This is a genomic window from Blastococcus sp. SYSU D00820, assembly GCF_054050695.1.
This window is the reverse complement of sequence record NZ_JBJGZW010000005.1, coordinates 34,572-53,563: the sequence shown is the minus strand read 5'-3', so window position 1 is coordinate 53,563 and position 18,992 is coordinate 34,572. Positions and strand designations below refer to the sequence as shown.

General features: G+C 75.7%; 18 protein-coding genes. 14 read left to right on the top strand and 4 right to left on the bottom strand.

Annotated features, from left to right (window positions below; all coding sequences use genetic code 11):
• The first annotated feature begins 142 nt into the window (after positions 1-142).
• From ACI79R_RS08125 to ACI79R_RS08105, 5 genes are read left to right on the top strand one after another with little or no spacing between them, the layout of a single operon-like run.
• Positions 143-1,126, top strand: coding sequence for a methylenetetrahydrofolate reductase (locus ACI79R_RS08125; RefSeq protein WP_456573092.1), 984 nt, complete (start codon positions 143-145; stop codon positions 1,124-1,126).
• Positions 1,123-1,887 carry a class I SAM-dependent methyltransferase gene (locus ACI79R_RS08120; RefSeq protein WP_456573091.1) on the top strand — a complete coding sequence of 255 codons (765 nt, stop codon included), beginning with the start codon at positions 1,123-1,125 and terminating at the stop codon, positions 1,885-1,887. Before ACI79R_RS08125 ends, ACI79R_RS08120 begins: the two co-directional genes overlap by 4 nt.
• 45 nt (positions 1,888-1,932) lie before the next feature.
• Positions 1,933-3,561, top strand: coding sequence for a circularly permuted type 2 ATP-grasp protein (locus tag ACI79R_RS08115; protein ID WP_456573090.1), 1,629 nt, complete (start codon positions 1,933-1,935; stop codon positions 3,559-3,561).
• Positions 3,555-4,505 (top strand): alpha-E domain-containing protein, encoded by a 951-nt coding sequence (locus ACI79R_RS08110; RefSeq protein ID WP_456573089.1) that lies wholly within the window; start codon positions 3,555-3,557, stop codon positions 4,503-4,505. The genes ACI79R_RS08115 and ACI79R_RS08110 overlap by 7 nt, the downstream gene beginning before the upstream one ends.
• Entirely contained in the window at positions 4,502-5,389 is an 888-nt protein-coding gene (locus ACI79R_RS08105) for a transglutaminase family protein (protein ID WP_456573088.1), read from the top strand. The genes ACI79R_RS08110 and ACI79R_RS08105 overlap by 4 nt, the downstream gene beginning before the upstream one ends.
• On the opposite strand, the gene ACI79R_RS08100 is transcribed toward ACI79R_RS08105, so the two are convergent.
• On the bottom strand, positions 5,386-6,174 hold the full coding sequence (locus ACI79R_RS08100; protein WP_456573087.1) for a hypothetical protein: 789 nt from the start codon (positions 6,172-6,174) through the stop codon (positions 5,386-5,388). The two genes, ACI79R_RS08105 and ACI79R_RS08100, sit on opposite strands and share 4 nt — an antisense overlap.
• A 269-nt stretch (positions 6,175-6,443) precedes the next feature.
• Here ACI79R_RS08100 and ACI79R_RS08095 point away from each other — a divergent pair, with 269 nt between their 5' ends.
• Complete coding sequence (locus ACI79R_RS08095; RefSeq protein ID WP_456573086.1) at positions 6,444-8,258, top strand: ABC-F family ATP-binding cassette domain-containing protein; 1,815 nt, start codon at positions 6,444-6,446, stop codon at positions 8,256-8,258.
• 88 nt (positions 8,259-8,346) lie between these two features.
• Here the strand turns inward: ACI79R_RS08095 and ACI79R_RS08090 are convergent, their stop codons facing one another.
• Complete coding sequence (locus ACI79R_RS08090) at positions 8,347-9,069, bottom strand: hypothetical protein (protein WP_456573085.1); 723 nt, start codon at positions 9,067-9,069, stop codon at positions 8,347-8,349.
• Positions 9,070-9,214: 145 nt separating this feature from the next.
• Here ACI79R_RS08090 and ACI79R_RS08085 point away from each other — a divergent pair, with 145 nt between their 5' ends.
• The 8 genes from ACI79R_RS08085 to mnhG all read left to right on the top strand — a co-directional run bounded on the left by ACI79R_RS08085 (position 9,215) and on the right by mnhG (position 17,569).
• On the top strand, positions 9,215-10,399 hold the full coding sequence (locus ACI79R_RS08085) for a sensor histidine kinase (RefSeq protein ID WP_456573084.1): 1,185 nt from the start codon (positions 9,215-9,217) through the stop codon (positions 10,397-10,399).
• Entirely contained in the window at positions 10,396-11,055 is a 660-nt protein-coding gene (locus ACI79R_RS08080; RefSeq protein WP_456573083.1) for a response regulator, read from the top strand. The genes ACI79R_RS08085 and ACI79R_RS08080 overlap by 4 nt, the downstream gene beginning before the upstream one ends.
• A 120-nt stretch (positions 11,056-11,175) precedes the next feature.
• On the top strand, positions 11,176-14,055 hold the full coding sequence (locus ACI79R_RS08075; RefSeq protein ID WP_456573082.1) for a Na+/H+ antiporter subunit A: 2,880 nt from the start codon (positions 11,176-11,178) through the stop codon (positions 14,053-14,055).
• Complete coding sequence (locus ACI79R_RS08070) at positions 14,052-14,543, top strand: Na(+)/H(+) antiporter subunit C (RefSeq protein WP_456573081.1); 492 nt, start codon at positions 14,052-14,054, stop codon at positions 14,541-14,543. Before ACI79R_RS08075 ends, ACI79R_RS08070 begins: the two co-directional genes overlap by 4 nt.
• Positions 14,540-16,252, top strand: a complete 1,713-nt coding sequence (locus ACI79R_RS08065) for a Na+/H+ antiporter subunit D (protein ID WP_456573080.1) — start codon at positions 14,540-14,542, stop codon at positions 16,250-16,252. Before ACI79R_RS08070 ends, ACI79R_RS08065 begins: the two co-directional genes overlap by 4 nt.
• On the top strand, positions 16,249-16,830 hold the full coding sequence (locus ACI79R_RS08060) for a Na+/H+ antiporter subunit E (protein WP_456573079.1): 582 nt from the start codon (positions 16,249-16,251) through the stop codon (positions 16,828-16,830). Before ACI79R_RS08065 ends, ACI79R_RS08060 begins: the two co-directional genes overlap by 4 nt.
• The gene (locus tag ACI79R_RS08055; RefSeq protein WP_456573078.1) at positions 16,827-17,156 is read left to right on the top strand and encodes a monovalent cation/H+ antiporter complex subunit F; all 330 of its coding nucleotides are present in this window, start codon (positions 16,827-16,829) and stop codon (positions 17,154-17,156) included. The genes ACI79R_RS08060 and ACI79R_RS08055 overlap by 4 nt, the downstream gene beginning before the upstream one ends.
• Entirely contained in the window at positions 17,153-17,569 is a 417-nt protein-coding gene (gene mnhG, locus ACI79R_RS08050; protein ID WP_456573077.1) for a monovalent cation/H(+) antiporter subunit G, read from the top strand. Before ACI79R_RS08055 ends, mnhG begins: the two co-directional genes overlap by 4 nt.
• Here mnhG and ACI79R_RS08045 read toward each other — a convergent pair.
• Positions 17,566-18,459 (bottom strand): VOC family protein, encoded by an 894-nt coding sequence (locus tag ACI79R_RS08045; protein ID WP_456573076.1) that lies wholly within the window; start codon positions 18,457-18,459, stop codon positions 17,566-17,568. The genes mnhG and ACI79R_RS08045 overlap by 4 nt on opposite strands.
• Positions 18,452-18,985, bottom strand: coding sequence for an RNA polymerase sigma factor (locus ACI79R_RS08040; protein ID WP_456573075.1), 534 nt, complete (start codon positions 18,983-18,985; stop codon positions 18,452-18,454). The genes ACI79R_RS08045 and ACI79R_RS08040 overlap by 8 nt, the downstream gene beginning before the upstream one ends.
• Positions 18,986-18,992 lie beyond the last annotated feature (7 nt).

Here is an 18,992-nt window from a genome sequence, read left to right as displayed (position 1 = left end):
TCCAACTGTTGAGAGCTCAACTAGTGGCGACTGTAGCGCTCGCGGCGCCCGTTGTCTTCCCTGCCGTTTGACCCCCGCCGGAAGCGGACAGGGCTGCACGGTGCCCGCCGAGCCCGCCGTCCGCCCGGGGTGCCCGAAGCGCATGGTGTTCGGGCCCTGCGGCGGCGTCCGGGACGACGGGCGGTGCGAGGTCGCCGACTTCCGGTGCGTCTTCGTCGATCCGCCGCTGGTCGGCTGGCCCGAGCCGGTCGAGCGGCTGCCGCCGCCGCGGCCCGGGAGCCTGCTCGACCGCGTCGGCGCCGGGCCCCTGGTCCTCACCGACCTGAGCGTCACGCCGTTCGACCCCGGCTCCCTGCGCCGGGTCGTCGAGGCGCTCGCGCCGGTCTCCGACGGCCTGCTCGTCGGCGAGCACGCCAACCGGCCGGACTTCCCGCCGACGGTGGTCGCCGCGGCGGTACGCGACCTCGGCGGCCGCCTCTGGACGACGCTGGCCTGCCGGGACCGCAACCGCGTGGTGCTCGAGCAGGAGCTCGCCGGGCTGGCCGCCGTCGGCGTGGACGGCGTCCTCTGCGTGACCGGCGACGCCCGCGGGCCCGACGTCCGCCCGGGGGCGACGCAGGTCTTCGACCTCGACGGGCCCCGGCTGGCGGCGCTGGCCACCGCGATGGGCCTGCCGGTCGCCGTCCCGGAGTCGCCGGCCGCACCGCCGGTGCACCTGCGCCCGGCGCGGGTGGCGCAGAAGCAGCGCGCCGGCGCCCAGCTGTGCGTGCTGAACCACGTGCGCACCGCGGCCGAGGTGGCGACCTTCGCCGCCGCGGCGCGAGCCGCCGGCGCCACGTTGCCGTTCGTCGCGGCGGTCGCCGTCTACACCGACGAGCGCTCGGCCCGGGTGCTGCAGCGCTTTCCCGGCCTGCACCTGGACGACGCCACGGTCGAGCGGGTGCTCGCCGCCCCCGATCCGCGGGAGGCCGGCATCGCCGCCGCGGTGGCCGAGGCGCGGGCGCTGCTCGCCGTCCCCGGTGTGGTCGGGGTCAACCTCTCCGGACTGGCGTCGGGTGCCGGGGAGGACGACGGTGCGCAGGTCAAGGCCGCCGTCGCCGCACGGATCCGGGAGGGGGCACCGTGAGCCGGCTGGAACCGGAGGCGATGGAGGCCGAGTTCGGCACCGTCGCCGGGTGGACCGAGGAGGCCGTGCGCGCGCTCGGCCCGGAGCACGCGATCCCGGCCGGATGCCGGGGGAGCGGCAGCGAGGCGGCGTTGCGCTGGCTGGCGGACCGGCTCGAGCTGCGCCCGGACAGCCGGATGCTGGACGACGGCGCCGGCGTGGGCGGCCCGGCCGGCTGGCTGGCCGCCGAGCGGGGCCTGCGGGCGGTGTGCGCCGAGCCGATGGCCGACGCCGTCCGCGCCGCCCGCCGGCTGTTCGGCCTGCCGGCGGTGGTCGCGCTGAGCCAGCACCTGCCCGTCGCCGACGGCTCGTTCGACGCGGCCTGGTGCCTCGGCGTCCTGTGCACCACCGAGGACAAGGCCGAGGCGCTCGCCGAGCTGCGCCGGGTGCTGGCGCCCGGCGGCCGGCTGGGCCTGCTGGTGTTCGTGGCCGACCGGCCGCTGCCGCCGCCGCTGCCCGAGGGCAACGTCTTCCCGTCGGAGGAGGAGCTGCTGGCGCTGCTCGACGGCGCCGGGTTCCGGCTGGGGCCGACCGCGCGGGCCGACCTCTCCGACAGCCCGCCGGAGTGGACGGAGCGGGCCGACGCCGTCGAGGCCGAGATCGAGCGGCGGCACGGGGACCACCCGGCGTGGGCGCAGGCGCAGGAGCAGTCCGGGCGGGTGGGCCGGCTGATCGGCGACGGCGCGCTGGTGCCGTGGCTCGGCGTGGCCACGGCGGTCTGAGCGCTCGAAACGCGCGGGACACACGCCCGAACTAGGTTCGCCGCCATGGCGGATCTCTTCGACGGCTACCCCCTGGGGCAGCAGTGGGACGAGATGTTCGGGGCCGCCGGCGTACCTCGGCCGGCCTACACCGGGCTCTACACGTCCCTGCAGCCGATGGCCGGGGAGGAGCTGTCGGCGCGCGCCGACCTGCTCTCCCAGACCTACCGCGACGCGGGCGTCACCTTCGCCCATGCCGGCGAGGAGCAGCCGTTCCCGCTGGACATCGTGCCGCGGGTGATCGGCGCCGAGGAGTGGTCGGTGATCGAGCGCGGCGTCGCCCAGCGGGTGCACGCGCTGGAGGCCTTCCTCGACGACGTCTACGGCGCCGGGCAGGTGTTCACCGACCGGGTCGTGCCGCGCAGCGTCATCACCACCAGCGCGCACTTCCACCGGCAGGCGCACGGGCTGGTGCCGCCCAACGGCGTGCGGGTGCACGTCAGCGGCATCGACCTGGTGCGCGACGAGGCCGGTGACTTCCGGGTGCTCGAGGACAACCTGCGCTCGCCGTCCGGCGTCAGCTACGTGATCACCAACCGGGCGGCGATGAGCCAGGTGCTGCCCGAGCTGTTCGCCGACCACCGCATCCAGCCGGTCGACGACTACCCGACCCGCCTGCTCGCGGCGCTCAAGGCCTCCGCGCCGGACAACGTGGCCGACCCGACGGTCGTCGTCCTCACCCCGGGCGTCTACAACTCCGCCTACTTCGAGCACGCGCTGCTGGCCCGCCAGATGGGCGTCGAGCTGGTGGAGGGCCGCGACCTGGTCTGCGCGGGCAACCAGGTGAGCATGCGGACGACGGACGGCCAGCGCCGCGTCGACGTCATCTACCGCCGGATCGACGACGAGTTCCTCGACCCGGTGCACTTCCGCCCCGACTCGGTGATCGGCTGCGCCGGGCTGCTCAACGCCGCCCGCGCCGGCCGGGTGACCATCGCCAACGCCGTCGGCAACGGCGTGGCCGACGACAAGCTGCTCTACACCTGGGTGCCCGACCTCATCCGCTACTACCTGGCGGAGGAGCCGGTGCTGCAGAACGCCGAGACCCACCGCCTGGACGATCCGGACGTCGTCGAGTGGGTGCTCGCCTCCCTCGACCAGCTGGTGCTCAAGCCGGTCGACGGCTCGGGCGGCAAGGGCATCGTCATCGGCCCGCGCGCCGATGAGCGCACCCTCGAGGAGCTCGCGGTCAAGGTGCGGGCCCGGCCGCGGGACTGGATCGCGCAGAAGCCGATCGGGCTGTCGACCAGCCCCACGCTGGTGGGTGGGCGGATCGCGCCGCGGCACGTGGACCTTCGGCCCTTCGCGGTCAACGACGGCGACCGGGTGTGGGTGCTGCCCGGCGGGCTGACCCGCGTGGCGCTGCCCGAGGGCGAGCTGGTGGTGAACTCCAGCCAGGGCGGCGGGTCCAAGGACACCTGGGTGATCAGCCCGCCGCGGCCGGCCGCCGAGGGGGAGGAGCTGCCGGAGCTCACCCGCATCGAGTTCACCGCCGCCGACCTGCCCGACGAGCCGCCCGCGCAGGACCCGGGCCCGCTCAACGACACCGTCGTCGGCCAGTCCCAGCAACAGCAACAGGCGGAGGACCCCGCTATTCGCGCGCGAATGGCGGAGAGGGGGGCCGCATCGTGCTGAGCCGCATCGCCGAGTCGCTGTTCTGGATCGGCCGCTACGTGGAGCGCGCCGACGACACCGCCCGCATCCTCGACGTGCACACCCAGCGCCTGGTCGAGGACCCCTGGATCGACGAGCGGCGGGCCTGCGCCAACCTGCTGGCGCTCATGGGCAGCCCGTGCGCGGAGGACCAGGCCGACACCGAGCGCGTGCTGGCCACGCTGGCGTTCGAGAAGGACAGCCCCAGCTCCATCGTGGGGGCGCTCTCGGCGGCGCGGGAGAACGCCCGCGGCGCCCGCGAGGTGCTCTCCGGGGAGATCTGGGAGTCGCTCAACGTCACCCACAACGCGCTGCCGCAGCAGCGCACGATGGCCCGCCGGTACGGCCCGCACTCGCTGTTCCGGTTCGTCCGCGAGCGCTCGGCCATGGTGTTCGGCCTGGCCGACTCGACGATGAGCCGGGACGAGAGCTGGCTGTTCCTCATCCTCGGCCGCTCCCTGGAGCGGGTGGACATGACCGCGCGGATCATCTCCACGCGCGTGCTCGCCGGGGACGCCGCGCCGTCCTGGACGCTGGTGCTGCGCTCCACCGGCGCCTACGAGCCCTACCTGCGCACCTACCGCGGCGTGGTCGACTCCAGCCGGGCGGCGGAGTTCCTGCTGCTGGACCGGCTGTTCCCGCGGTCGGTGTTCGCCGCGCTGGAGCAGGCCGAGAGCTGCCTGGCCGAGCTCGAGCGCAGCACGGTGCGCGACGCCACCCGCATCGGCGTGGCCGGCGAGGCGCACCGGATCGTGGGCCGGGCCCGCACCATGCTGGAGTTCATGGGCACCCCGGAGCTGCTCGCCCACCTGCCCGCGCGGCTGGAGGAGCTGCAGCGCACCTGCTCGCTGGCCAGCGCCGCGGTCACCAACCGGTTCTTCACCGAGCAGGCGCCGCAGGTCTGGGTGCCGGAGGGGGTCGCGTGAGCGCGCAGTCGCAGGCGCAGCAGCAGCCGGCGGGACGGACGTCGCGCTGGCGGCTGCAGGTGGTGCACCGCTCGGCGTTCCACTACGCGGGCAGGGTGCGCTCCTCCTACAACGAGGCGCGGCTGACCCCGGAGAACTCCAGCCGGCAGACGACGCTGCGCTCGCGGGTCGAGATCGAGCCGGCGGCCACCGCCTTCGCCTACCGCGACTACTGGGGCTCCACGGTCACCGCCTTCGACCTGCACACCCCGCACGAGGAGCTGGTGGTCACCGGCACCTCGATCGTCGAGGCCGGCCCCGAGCCCGCCGAGCACGAGCACGTCGGCTGGGAGCGGCTGCGCGGCGCCGAGGTGCGCGACCAGTACGGCGAGCTGCTCGGCCCCACGACGCTGACCGCGATCGACGACGAGGTGGCCCAGGAGATCCGGGCCGCGGTCGGCGACCGCGATCCGCACGCCGCCGGCCAGGAGGTCTGCCGGCTGGTCCGCGAGCACATCGAGTACCTGTCGGGCGCCACGCACGTGAAGACGACGGCGATGCAGGCCTGGCGGCACGGCAAGGGCGTCTGCCAGGACATCTCGCACGTCACCGTCGGCCTGCTGCGGGCGATCGGCCTCCCGGCCCGGTACGTCTCCGGATACCTGCACCCCCGGCGCGACGCGGTCGTCGGCCAGACGGTCACCGGCGAGAGCCACGCCTGGGTGGAGTGGTGGGACGGCGGCTGGTGCGCCTTCGACCCCACCAACTCCACCGAGGTCGGCACCCGGCACGTGACGCTCGGCCGCGGCCGGGACTACGGCGACGTCTCCCCGTTCAAGGGGATCTTCTCCGGTGCCGGGAGCCAGGGGCACACCGTCACCGTCGAGGTCACCCGACTCGCCTAGCGGAGGAGTCGCGCGACGCCGGTCGGGCCGTCGTCGTCCTCGTCGTCGTCGGGGAGCACCTCGGTCCGGTCGGCCAGCCGCGACCGCCACGCGGGCGGGGCCGCCTCCAGCCAGGCGGCGCCGAGGTCGGTCAGCCGGCCGTCGCTGCGCACCGGCGCCCAGCCGCGCATCACCCGCAGCGCCTCGGCGACGGTCACCAGCACCGAGGCCACGCCGCGCCGGCGCAGGGCGGGGTCGACGACCACGGTGTCGACCAGGCCGGAGCGGGTGTACCAGCGGATCTCGCCGACCCGGTCGGTCATCCGCACGCCGCGGGCGGCCACCTGGTGCGGGGCCACCAGCGAGCCCGGCCGGAACGCCGAGCCGCGGAAGGCCATGAGCGAGGTCGCCGGGATGTTGCTCGTCGCGTGCGAGACCTCGGCGAACCACATCGGCGGGGCCAGGTCGGCGACGTCCTCGGAGACCTCGACACCGGTGACCGCGCCGTCCCGGGTCCGGTAGCGCAGGTCCACCAGCCAGCCGGCCGGCCGGCGCCCCAGCGACCGGATCGCGGTCATGTCCACCGGCGTGCCGTCGGGGAAGCGGTCGGAGTTGACGCCGACCAGCGAGTGCTCGGGTGAGCCCGGGCCGGAGTCGGCGATGCGCGCCCACCACACCGACGCCGAGGCGGCGGCCGGCCGCAGCCGGACCGGCCGGGTGCGGGAGGGCGGGGAGGTGCGGTGGGGCCGGGTCACCCCGTGCCTCAGGGAGCTCAGCCGTTCGTCGTGCGCCGCGGCCGCAGCCATGTCGTCCTCCTGTCTCGCCCGAGGGCGTCCGTGCTGCCCCCGGACGGGGGCGGGACCGGCCCGGTGGCCGGCTGGTCCCGACTCTCCGGAGCGCACTTGGGCAGCCCTTGCGGGCCACTAGCGGGTGGCTGGTCGGGGCGGGCAGGGCTGGCCCGCGATGCGCAGGACCAGCCTGGCTCCGGCGCCGTCCCGGGGGCCAGGGACCGGCGTCCCTGCCGTGCTGGGACCGGCGGCGGGACGGCGCCGCGGCGCGGGGATACTGGTCGCCGATGAGCGCGCCCGTGAACCTGGTCAACCTGGAGCGGGTGTCCAAGGCCCACGGCACCACCGTGCTGCTGGACGACGTCTCGCTGGGCATCGCCGCCGGCGAGCGCATCGGCATCGTCGGCCGCAACGGCGGCGGCAAGACGACGCTGCTGGAGGTGCTGACCGGCGCCGAGCCGCCGGACTCCGGCCGGGTCACCCGCCGCGGCGACCTCGCCCTCGGGGTGCTGGACCAGTCCGGCACCCTGCCCCCGGGGACGACCGTCCGCGACGTGGTGCTGCCGGCCAGCCGGTTCGCCTCCGAGCACGAGTGGGCCGCCGATCCGGCGGTGCGCAGCGTCCTGGCCGGCCTGGAGCTCGACCGCCTCGGCCTGGACAGCCCGGTGGCGCCGATGTCCGGTGGCGAGCGGCGCCGGGTGGCCCTGGCCGCCCAGCTGATCCGGCCGCTGGACCTGCTGGTGCTCGACGAGCCGACCAACCACCTCGACGTCGAGGGCGTGGCGTGGCTGGCCGACTACGTGAAGGGCCGCAGCGGTGGCCTGCTGGTGGTCACCCACGACCGGTGGTTCCTCGACGAGGTCTGCACCACCACGTGGGAGGTCGCCGACGGCGCCGTCCACGCCTACGAGGGCGGCTACTCCGCGTACACGCTGGCCCGCGCCGAGCGGGCCCGGGTCGCCGCGGTCACCGAGGAGCGCCGGCTGAACCTGGTGCGCAAGGAGCTGGCCTGGCTGCGCCGCGGCCCGCCGGCGCGCACCAGCAAGCCGCGGTTCCGCATCGAGGCCGCCGAGGCGCTGATCGCCGACGAGCCGCCGCCGCGCCAGACCATGGCGCTCAAGGGCTTCGCCGCCCGCCGGCTGGGCCGCACGGTGTTCGACGTCGAGGACGTCGACTACGCGGTGCAGACGCCGGCCGGCCCGCGCCCGCTGTTCCGCGACCTCACCTGGCACGTCGGCCCGGGCGACCGGATCGGCGTGGTCGGGGTCAACGGCGCCGGGAAGACGACGCTGCTGCGGCTGCTGCTCGGCGAGCTGACCCCCGACCGCGGCCGGGTGGTGCAGGGCCAGACCGTCGCCCCGGCGTACCTGTCGCAGCACGTCAGCGAGCTGCCGCCGCGGCTGCGGGTGCTCGAGGCGGTGCAGGAGGTCGCCCGCATCGCGCGGATCGGTGACCAGGAGATCTCCGCGTCGTCCCTCGCCGAGCGCTTCGGCTTCGCCGCCTCCCGGCAGTGGACGCCGGTCGGCGACCTCTCGGGCGGTGAGCGCCGGCGGCTGCAGCTGCTGCGGCTGCTGATGGGCGAGCCGAACGTGCTGGTGCTCGACGAGCCCACGAACGACCTCGACATCGACACCCTCACCGCGCTGGAGGACCTGCTCGACGGGTTCGCCGGCACGGTGCTGGTGGTCAGCCATGACCGCTACTTCGTCGACCGCGTCTGCGACTCCGTGGTGGCCCTGATGGGCGACGGCTCGCTGGCCGCGCTGCCCGGCGGGGTCGAGGAGTACCTGGCCCGCCGCCGGGCGGGGGAGGCGGCGCTGTCCCAGGCGACCGGTGCCGGCGCCGGTAGCGATCCGGCGGCCGCCGCGCCCGCCGGTCCCTCCGCCGCCGAGGTGCGCGCCGCCCGCAAGGAGGCCGCCCGGTTGGAGCGCCGGCTGGAGAAGCTCACCGCGGAGGAGGAGCGGCTGCACGCCGACCTCGCCGCGGCGGCCACCGACCACGCCCGGGTGCTGGAGCTCGACGAGCGGCTGCGGGCGGTGCTGGCCGAGAAGGAGCAGGTCGAGAGCGACTGGCTGGCCGCCGCCGAGACCGCCGAGGGCTGAGCCGGCGGGTGTGCTCGCAGCACCTCGTGCTCTGCCCACCCGGGTGGGCAGAGCACGAGGACGCGGGGGGACGGTCATGCCGTCCGGCTCAGGCGGCCGGGACGGCGGCCTCGGCGCGCCGGCGCTGGAGCATCCGCAGGCCGACGACGACCGTGGGCACGGCACCGACGAGGGCGAAGCCGGCGTAGGGCAGCGGGGAGAAGACCAGCAGGGCCGAGGCCACGGTGCAGGCGATCGGCGCGGCGAGCAGCCACCAGCTGAGGACGCCGGCCCGCATCAGGCCCGCCGCGGCGACGATCGGGCCGAGGATCCCGAACAGCGTGATCAGGCCGACCACGGCGACCCCGGGGTTGGCCTGCACGGTGCCGAACAGGTCCAGGGCGGTGTCGGCCGGCAGCTCGCGCCCGACCGCGGCGGTCCAGTAGTCGTAGAGCACGAAGCCGGCCACGGTGACCAGGCCGATCGCCGACATCAGCGCCCCCACGATCGTGGGGATCCGGCCCTTCCGGCCGCGGACCAGCGCCGGTGCGGCCAGCCAGGCCAGGCCCAGCGCCATGTTGCCGTAGTGCAGCAGCACCGCCGAGAGCGTCGTCTGCCCCTCGTCGCGGGCCAGCGAGGCGATGTAGTCGGCGTCGGCGGGGGAGTCCCACGGCGGCGAGGTCGCGAGGCCGGCCACGTAGAGCAGCGAGCCGGCGATCAGCGCGCCGCCGGCGATCGGCAGCATCAGCGACCCGGCGCTGCGGGCGGGTGCCGGCTCGGCGGCGGGGGCCGGACGGGTGGTCGGGGCGGTGGGGAGTGCGTTGGTCGTCATGGCCGTAGAAGTTAGGAACGGCGCCCTGACCTGCGCGTCCGTCGCGACGCACCGACCGGCGTCCGTCTCGCGGCGGATGCCGGAGGGCCGTCGTTCGGCCGCGTGGGGGATCCCCGGGCAGCCGTGCGGCCCCTAGTTTGCTGACATGCCGCGCTGGTCCCCGTCCCCGCCGCTGCGCCACCTGACCTGGCCGGTGGTGGGCCTCGTGCTCGCGGTGCTCTCGGTCGTGGAGATCGCGACCGACCAGCAGTTCTCCTTCCCCCTGGTCACCGCGCTCCCCGGCGTCGCCGTGGGCGCGCTGGTGGCGGTCTGCGCGCGGTGGCCCGAGACGGTCGCCGTCCTGGGGTCGCTGAGCGTGCTCGGCAACGCCGCGCTCGGCACGCCCGGCCCCGGCGGGGCGCAGCTCGTCGGCATGGCGCTGCTGGTCGGCCACGCTGCCGCCGTGCTCCCGGTGCGCCGAGGGGCCCGCGCGGCGGGCGTGTCCTCCGCGATCGTCGTGGCCACGGGCATCAGTGCGACGTCCTCGACGTGGGAGGGCCTGTTCTACCTGCTCGTGACCGGGACGGCGTGGGGCGTCGGGCTGCTGGTCCGGCAGGCGCAGGAACGCTCCCGCGAGCTGCAGGTGCTCGCCGCCCGGCTGGCAGAGCAGCAGGAGGCGGTGGCCGCGGCCGCCGCCGTCGCCGAGCGGGCCCGCATCGCCCGCGAGGTGCACGACTCGGTGGCGCACGCGGTGAGCGTGATGGTGCTGCAGATGGGCGGGCTGCGCCGGCTGCTGCCCGACCGGCCCGACGCCCAGGAGGTGCTGCGCGGGCTGGAGCGGCTGGGCCGGGAGTCGGTCGACGAGATGCGCCGGGTGGTGGGCATCCTCCGCGAGGGGGTCGGCGGGGGGAACGGCGCGGAGCCGGCGCCGCAGCCGTCGCTGTCCCGGCTGGACGCCGTGCTCGCCGAGCTGCGGGCCGGCGGGATGCCGATCGAGCTGGTGCAGACCGGCGACCCGGTGGAGCTGCCGCAGCTGGTCGACGTCTCCGCCGTCCGGGTGGTGCAGGAGGCGCTGTCCAACGTCGTCCGGCACGCGGGCGCCGCGGCCACCCGGGTCGAGCTGGACTGGACGCCGGAGCGGGTGACGGTGACGGTCACCGACGACGGCCGGCCCCGGGTGACCGCGCCACCGGGCGGAGCCCCCGGCGGGCACGGGCAGCTGCACATGCGCGAGCGGGTCGCCGTCGCCGGCGGCCGGCTCGAGGTGGGCCCGGTGCGGGGCGGCGGCTACCGCGTGCGGGCGTCGTTCCCCGTGCCCGTGACCAGTGCTGCGGCGGAGGTGCCGGCGTGACGATCCGGGTGGTGCTGGTCGACGACCAGTCGATGATCCGCACCGGGCTGCGGATGGTGCTGGCCGCCGAGCCCGACATCGAGGTGGTGGGCGAGGCCGACGACGGCGCCTCGGGGGTCCGCGCGGTCACCGAGCTGCGGCCCGACGTCGTCCTGCTCGATGTCCGGATGCCCGGCATGGACGGGCTGGAGGCCGCCCGCCGCATCGTCGCCGCCGACCTGCCCACGCGCGTGGTCGTGCTGACCACCTTCGACGAGGACGAGTACGTCGCCGCCGCGCTGCGCGCCGGGGTCAGCGGGTTCCTGCTCAAGGTCGCCCCGCCGGAGGACCTGGTGGCCGCCGTCCGCACGGTCGCCGCCGGCCAGGGGCTGCTCGACCCGGCGGTGACCCTGCGGGTCATCCGGTCCTTCGCCGGGGCGCCGACGCCCGACCCCGAGCGGGCCGGCGCCCTGGCCGCGCTGACCGAGCGGGAGACCGACGTCCTGTCGCTCGTGGCCGCCGGGCTGTCCAACGCGGAGATCGCCGCGCGGCTGTACCTGGGCGAGGCGACGGTCAAGACGCACGTGTCCCGGGTGCTGCTCAAGCTGGGGCTGCGCGACCGCGTGCAGGCGGTGGCCTTCGCCTACGAGTCGGGGCTGGTGCGCCCCGGGAGCTGAGGCGCCTCCCCGCGACCGGGCGGGCGGGGGACGCCGCCCGGGTACGCTGAGGTCACCGCCGGCCGTCGACGACCGACGTCAGTGGTGTCCCCGAGCCGCCCCCCCGACTCCCGGAGACACGTGACCTCACTGCTGCTCGCCCACCTGCTGGCCGCCGTGCTGGCGCCCGTACTCGTGCGGTGGTGGGGGCGGCAGGCCTTCCTCGCGCTGGCGCTCGTGCCCGCGGCCTCGTTCGTCTGGGTGCTGACCCGGCTGGGCGGCGTCGTCGGCGGGTCCCCGGTCCGGGAGACCGTTCCGTGGATCCCCGCGCTGGACCTGTCGATCGCGCTGCGCCTGGACGCCCTCGCCCTGCTCTTCGCCGCGCTGGTCACCGGCGTGGGCGCGCTCGTGCTGGTCTACTGCGCCCGGTACTTCGAGCCCGGCGACGAGGGCACCGGCCGGTTCGCCGGCTCGCTCACCGCCTTCGCCGGCGCGATGCTCGGCCTGGTCGTCGCCGACGACCTGCTCCTGCTCTACGTGTTCTGGGAGCTCACCACCGTCTTCTCGTTCCTGCTGATCGGCGGCTCGGGCAGCCGGCTGGCCGCCCGGCGCGCGGCCAGCCAGGCGCTGGTGCTCACCACCGCGGGCGGGCTGGCGATGCTGGTCGGCCTGATCATGGTGGGCCAGGCCAGCGGCTCGTTCCTGGTGTCGGAGGTGGTGGCCGCACCGGGCAGCGGTGGCGTCATGACCGCGGGCACGGTGCTGCTGCTCGTCGGCGCGATCACCAAGTCGGCCATGGTGCCCTTCCACTTCTGGCTGCCCGCGGCCATGGAGGCGCCCACCCCGGTCAGCGCCTACCTGCACGCCGCCGCGATGGTGAAGGCCGGCATCTACCTGGTCGCCCGGTTCGCCCCCGGCCTGGCCGACGTGCCGGGCTGGCGGCCGCTGGTCATCGGCCTCGGCGCCGCCACCATGCTCGTCGGCGGCTACCGGGCGCTGCGCCAGTCCGACCTCAAGCTGCTGCTCGCCTTCGGCACGGTGAGCCAGCTGGGCTTCCTCATGGCGCTGGTCGGCGGGGGCAGCCGCGAGCTGGCCGCGGCGGGCCTGGCGATGACGCTGGCCCACGCGCTGTTCAAGTCCACGCTGTTCCTCACCGTCGGCGTCGTCGACCACGCCACCGGCACCCGCGACCTGCGCCGGCTCTCGGGCCTCGGCCGGCGGCTGCCGGTGCTCGCGGTCGTCGGCACCCTGGCCGCCGCCTCGATGGCCGGGCTGCCGCCGCTGCTGGGCTTCGTCGGCAAGGAGGCGGCCTTCGCCGCCCTCTGGGAGGCCGGCCTGCCCGACCGCACCGCCGCGGCCGTGCTGCTCGGCGTGCTGGTGCTCGGCTCGGCGTTCACCGCCGGCTACAGCGCCCGCTTCGTCTGGGGCGCCTTCGCCGGCAAGCCCGGGGTGGAGCCGACCCCGGTCGAGCACCCGCCGGGCGCGCTGTTCCTCGCCGCTCCCGCGGTGCTCGCCGGAGCCGGGCTGCTCGGCGGTGTGCTCAGCCCCGGGCTGGAGCCGCTGGTCGCGGCGTACGCCGACGAGCTGCCGCTGCTCGCGCCCGAGGCGGAGAAGCTGGGCCTGTGGCACGGCTGGCAGCCGGCGCTGGCGCTCTCGGCGCTGAGCCTGCTCGGCGGCGCCGCCCTGTTCGCCCTGCGCGCGCCGGTCAACCGGCTGCAGCGCCGGCTGGCCGTCGGCGCCTCGGCGGACAAGGGCTACTGGAACACCCTCCAGGGGCTGGACCGGCTGGCCGTGCTGGTCACCGGCACCACCCAGCGCGGCTCGCTGCCTGCCTACCTCGGCACGATCCTGGTCGTCGTCCTGGCGCTGCCGGGCAGCATCCTGCTCACCCAGGCGCCGTGGCCGGGGGAGTGGCGGGCCTGGGACACCCCGGTGCAGGCGATGGTCGGCCTGGTCGTGGTGGTGGCGGCGGCCCTGACGCTGCGCATCCGGCAGCGGCTGTCGGCGGTCCTCGTCGTCGGGGTCACCGGCTACGGGGTCGCCGTCCTCTTCGCGCTGCAGGGCGCCCCCGACCTCGCCCTCACCCAGTTCCTGGTCGAGACGCTCACCCTCGTGTCGTTCGTCCTGGTGCTGCGCAAGCTGCCCAAGGACATCAGCGAGCGGCACCGGCCGCGCGAGCGCACGGTCCGCGGCGTGATCGCCGTGGCGGTGGGCGCCTTCATGGGCGTCGTGGGCGCGGTCGCGATGTCCGCGCGCACCGCGACGCCGGTGTCGGTCGACTACCCGGAGGAGGCCTACGCCTTCGGCGGCGGCCGCAACGTGGTCAACGTGACCCTCGTCGACATCCGCGCCTGGGACACCCTCGGCGAGATCTCGCTGCTGGTCGTCGCCGCTACCGGGGTGGCCAGCCTGGTCTTCCTGCGCGGCCGCACCGGCGGGGTCGACCGCGCCGACCGTGCCACGCTCGCGCCCGATCGGGCGCCCGCCGGCCGCCGCGCCCCGCGCAACCTGTGGCTGGCCGCCAGCGGCACCATGGACCCGGCCCGGCGCTCGGTCGTGCTTGAGGTGGTCACCCGGATCCTGTTCCACACCATCGTGGTCTTCTCGGTCTACCTGCTGTTCTCCGGCCACAACCAGCCCGGCGGCGGGTTCGCCGGTGGGCTGGTCGCGGGCCTGGCGCTGGTCCTCCGCTACCTCGCCGGCGGCCGCTACGAGCTCGGGGAGGCCGCCCCCGTCGCGCCCGGCCTGCTCCTCGGCGGCGGGCTGCTGTTCGCCGGCTCCACCGGCGTCGCCGGCCTGCTGCTCGGCGCCGGCGTGCTGCAGACGGCGGTGCTGGAGACCACCCTGCCGGTGCTGGGCGACGTGAAGCTCGTGACGTCGCTGTTCTTCGACATCGGCGTCTACCTGATCGTCGTCGGCCTGGTGCTCGACGTGCTCCGCAGCCTCGGCGCCGAGTTGGACCGCCAGGAGGACGAGGACGACCCGATCGAACTGCGCCCCGGGGAGGTGGTCGTGCGATGACCCCGACGATCGTGCTGCCGGTCGTCATCGGCGGTCTCTACGCCGCCGGCGTCTACCTGCTGCTGGACCGGAGCCTGACCCGGGTGCTGCTGGGCTTCCTGCTGCTCGGCAACGCGACCAACGTGCTGCTGCTGTCATCGGGCGGGGTCGCGGGCCTGGCCCCGATCCTCGGCGTCGCCGAGCCGGAGGAGATGAACGACCCGCTGCCGCAGGCGCTCATCCTCACCGCGATCGTGATCACCTTCGGGGTGTCGGCGTTCGTGCTGGCGATGATCCACCGGTCCTGGCGGCTGGTGAACCAGGAGGTCGTCGGCACCGACGAGGAGGACCGGCGGGTGGCCGCCCGCTCGGGCACCGACGCCGACGAGCTCGACCCCGGCGACCTCGCGCCCGGTGACCGACCGGCCGGTCACGCCGACAGCCGCGCCGGCGACACCGGCACGCCCGCCGACGACGTCGACCTGCCGGCCGGGGCGGGCAGCCGGTGATCGGCGTCCTCGCGCCGCTCCCGGTGCTGCTGCCGCTGCTCGGCGCCGCGGCGACGCTCCTGATGGGCCCGCACCCGCGCATCCAGCGGACGCTGAGCCTGGCGATCCTCACCGCGGTGCTCGGCGTCTCCGTCGTGCTGCTGCTGGCCGCCGACGCCAGCGGCGCCGAGGCGATCGCCGTCGGGGGCTGGCCGGTGCCGATGGGCATCGTCCTGGTCGTCGACCGGCTCTCGGCGCTGATGCTCGTGGTCGCCTCGACCGTGGCCCTCGGCGTGCTGCTGTTCGCCGTCGGGCAGGGAGCCGCCGACGGGTCGGAGCAGACGCCGCTGTCGATCTTCCACCCGACGTTCCTCGTGCTGGTCGCGGGCGTGAGCAACGCCTTCCTCGCCGGTGACCTGTTCAACCTCTACGTCGGCTTCGAGATCCTGCTCATGGCCTCGTACGTGCTGCTCACCCTGGGCGGCACGGCCCCGCGCATCCGCGGCGGCATCACCTACGTCGTGGTCAGCCTGACCAGCTCGCTGGTCTTCCTGGCCGGCATCGGGCTGGTCTACGCCGCCACCGGCACGGTCAACATGGCCGACCTCGCGGTGAAGCTGGCCGAGCTGCCGGAGGGCACCCAGCTGCTGCTGCAGTCGGTGCTGCTGGTGGCGTTCGGCATCAAGGCCGCCGTCTTCCCGCTGTCGGCGTGGCTGCCCGACAGCTACCCGACCGCCCCCGCGCCGGTGACCGCCGTCTTCGCCGGCCTGCTGACCAAGGTGGGCGTCTACGCGATCATCCGGACGCAGACGCTGCTGTTCCCGGGGGACGCGCTCGACGACGTCCTCATGTGGGCGGGCCTGGCCACCATGGTCATCGGCATCCTCGGCGCCCTCGCCCAGACCGACCTGCGGCGGATGCTGTCGTTCACGCTGGTCAGCCACATCGGCTACATGGTGTTCGGCATCGCGCTGGGGACGGCGGCCGGGCTGGCCGGCGCGGTGTTCTACGTGGCTCACCACATCGCCATCCAGACCACGCTGTTCCTCGTGGCCGGCCTGGTCGAGCGGCAGGCCGGCACGACGGCGATCGACCGGCTCGGCGGGCTGGCCCGGCGCTCCCCGCTGCTCGCGCTGCTGTTCTTCGTGCCCGCCATGAACCTCGCCGGCATCCCGCCGCTGTCGGGGTTCATCGGCAAGCTCGGGTTGCTGCAGGCCGGCGTCGCCGAGGGCAGCGCGCTGGCCTACACGCTCGTCGTCGGCGGCGTGGTGACCAGCCTGCTCACCCTCGTCGCCGTCGCGCGGGTGTGGACCCGTGCCTTCTGGCGGCCGCCGACGCAGGCGCCGGTCGAGGACACCCCCGCCGCCGCGGCCGCCGAGGCCGGGCCCGACGGCAGTCCCACCGGCGAGTCGGCCGGGGACGGCGACGCGCTGGTGCCCGCGGGTGCCGCCGCGGACCGGCGCACCGCGCGGGCCGCCGCCTGGCGCCGGCACACCCGGGTCGCGCAGGCCGCCGACCCCGACATCGCGCCGGCGGCCGGCGCGGTGCGCGCGCTGCGGCCGCTGCCCGGCGCGATGGTGGCGGCCACCGCGGCCCTGGCCACGGTGACCGTCGCGCTCACCCTCGTCGCCGGCGGGCTGTACGGGATCGCCGACCGGGCCTCGGTCGACCTGATCGACCGCACGCCCTACATCCGGACGGTGTCCGAGCTGCCCGGGGAGCCGGGATGACCGTCGAGCCCGCCGTCACCCGGCTGCGCCACCAGCTCCCGCTGCTGGCCTGGCTGGTGCTGGTCTGGTTCCTGCTCTGGGGCACCTGGTCCTGGGCCAACCTGATCTCCGGCGTCGTCGTCGCGCTGACGGTGCTGGTCTTCCTGCCGCTGCCGCACGTGGTCGGCGGCGTGCGGGTGCGGCCGGTGCCGCTGGTGCGGTTCCTCGGGGGGTTCCTCGCCGACCTCGCCGTCTCGGGCGCGCAGGTGGCCTGGGAGGCGCTGCGCCCGGGCGGGCAGCGTTGCTCGGCGATCGTCCGCGTGCAGCTGCGCACCGACTCCGACCTGCTCCTGACGATGGTGGCCGAGTCGCTCTCGCTGGTGCCCGGCTCCCTGGTGCTCGACCTGGACCGCGAGCACCGGCAGATCGCCCTGCACCTCCTGCGGGTCCGCGACCACGACGACGTCGACCGGGAGAAGGCGCGGGTGCTCGTGGTCGAGGAGCGCCTGGTGCGTGCCTTCGGCGCCGACGGCGACGTCGCGGCCCTCGAGCGCGACGTCACCGAGCTCGAGCGCCGGTCCGGGGGGAGCACGCCGTGACCGTGCTGACGTACCTGCTGTACGGCCTCGTCGGCGCCGGCGCGCTGCTGGCCCTGGTGCGGCTGGCCCGCGGGCCCTCCCTGCTGGACCGGGTGGTCGCCACCGACACCCTGCTGGTGATCATCGCCGTGGGCCTGGCCGTGCACGCCGGGCTCTCCCGCGATCCCACGGTCGTGCCGGTGCTGGTGGTGGTGGCGCTGCTGGCCTTCGTGGGCTCGGTCTCCATCGCCCGCTACGTCGGCGGGATGCTCCTCGGCTCGCGCACCGGTGACGGCCGGGACCGCGGGCTGCCGGTGGCGGCCGAGGAGCTGGAGGGCGGCCGGTGAGCGTCTGGAGCACCGTCCTCGACGTCGTCGCGCTGGGCTGCCTGCTCGCCGGGGCGTTCCTCTGCCTGACCGCCGGGCTGGGCCTGGTGCGCTTCCCCGACGTGCTGTCGCGGATGCACGCCGGCACCAAGCCGCAGGTGCTCGGCGTGCTGCTGGTCATGATCGGCGCGGCGGTGCGGCTGCACGGCTGGTCGGCCAGCTGGATGCTGCTGCTGGTCGCCGTCTGCCAGCTGGTCACCGCACCGATCAGCGCGCACCTGATCAGCCGGGTGGCCTACCGCCGCCGGCACGTGCGCCGCGACCTGCTGCTGGTCGACGAGTACGGCGCCGAGCACACCGACGTCGCCTACGTCGGCGACGAGCCCGGCGACGCCCCGCCCGAGGACGCCGACGGGATCCCGCGGCGCCGCTAGCTCAACTGGCCGAGCCAGAACGGCAGCCCCTGGTCGTCGCGGCACAGCGCCGACAGGCCGTAGGACTGCTGCTCGACCTCGCCGGCCTCCCCACCGGCGGTGCGCACCGCGGCCACGGCGACCTCGATGTCGTCGACGGCGTACATCGGCACCATGCCGGTCTCGGTCGCGCCGCCGCCGATGCCCACCATCGGCGTCTGGGTGTCGGTCTCCCAGCCGTCGGGCACCCGGCCGGCGTGCATCGACCAGCCGAGCACCGCCTCGTAGAAGTCGCGGGCGCGGGCGCCGTCGGGCACCTGGAGGGTCAGGTAGACCGCGTCGCCGGGCCGCACCGCCGGCCGCGGCGCGGCGGGGGCGGCGGCCGGCGTCTGCAGCATCCACCGGTGGCCGAAGGGGTCGACGACGACGCCGGTGCGCCCGTACGGCGCGTCGGCGGGCGGCCGCTCGACGGTCGCGCCGGCGTCCGCGGCCCGCTGCACCACGCCGTCCACGTCGGGCACCGACAGGTGCAGGGTGACCGACACGTGCCCGGGCTCGGGGGCGCTCAGGCCCAGCTCGGGGTACTCGTCGGCGAGGTAGAGCGTCGCGCCGCTGACGGTGAGCTCGGCGTGCCCGATGCGGTCGTCGTCCATGACCGCGGGGTCGCCGACGGTCTGCGCGCCGAGCGCGTCGGCGTACCAGGCGATCGCGGCCCGGGCGTCGGGGACGGCGAGGTAGGGGACCAGCGGGGACATCGGCGGACCTCCAGCGGTGGGGGTGGGACGACGGAGCGGGGTGGGCCGGGACGCCAGCAGGGCGCGGCGGAGACGGTCGCGCAGGTCGGCGGCGAAGCCGGGGTCGGGGTCGACCGGCGGCGCGGGGCGGCGCAGCCGCTCGAACGGGTCAGTCATCGCTGCCCCCCGTGGACTCGTAGGCGCGGCGGAAGGCGATCCGCGCCCGCACCAGCAGGGCCTCGGTGGCGTGCACGGTGCGGCCGACGAGGGCCGCGACGCGCGGCACCGGCAGGTCGTCGAGGTAGCGCAGGGTGAGGACGGCGCGGTGCTGGGGGCTCAGCGTGGCCAGCACCTGCCCGGCGCGCAGGGCGTCGAGCTCGACGTCCCACGGGTCCTCGACGTCGCCGGGGCCCTCGCCGTGCACCACCCGCAGGCCGCGCTGCTCGCGCTCCTGCCGCCGCCAGTGGTCGACCAGCTTGTGCCGGGCGGTGCCGACCAGCCAGGGCACGGTGGTGGGCGCCCCGCCGTCGGCCTCGGCGCGGACGGCGGCGAGGAACGTCTCGGCGGTGAGGTCCTCGGCGAGGGTGCGGGAGCCGCAGCGGGCCAGCAGGTAGCCGTACACCTCGGGCAGCGCCCGGTCGTAGAGCGACAGCAGCCCGGGATCGGGCGGTGGTCCCACCGCGCGCGATCCCGGGCTGCTCATGTCCCTT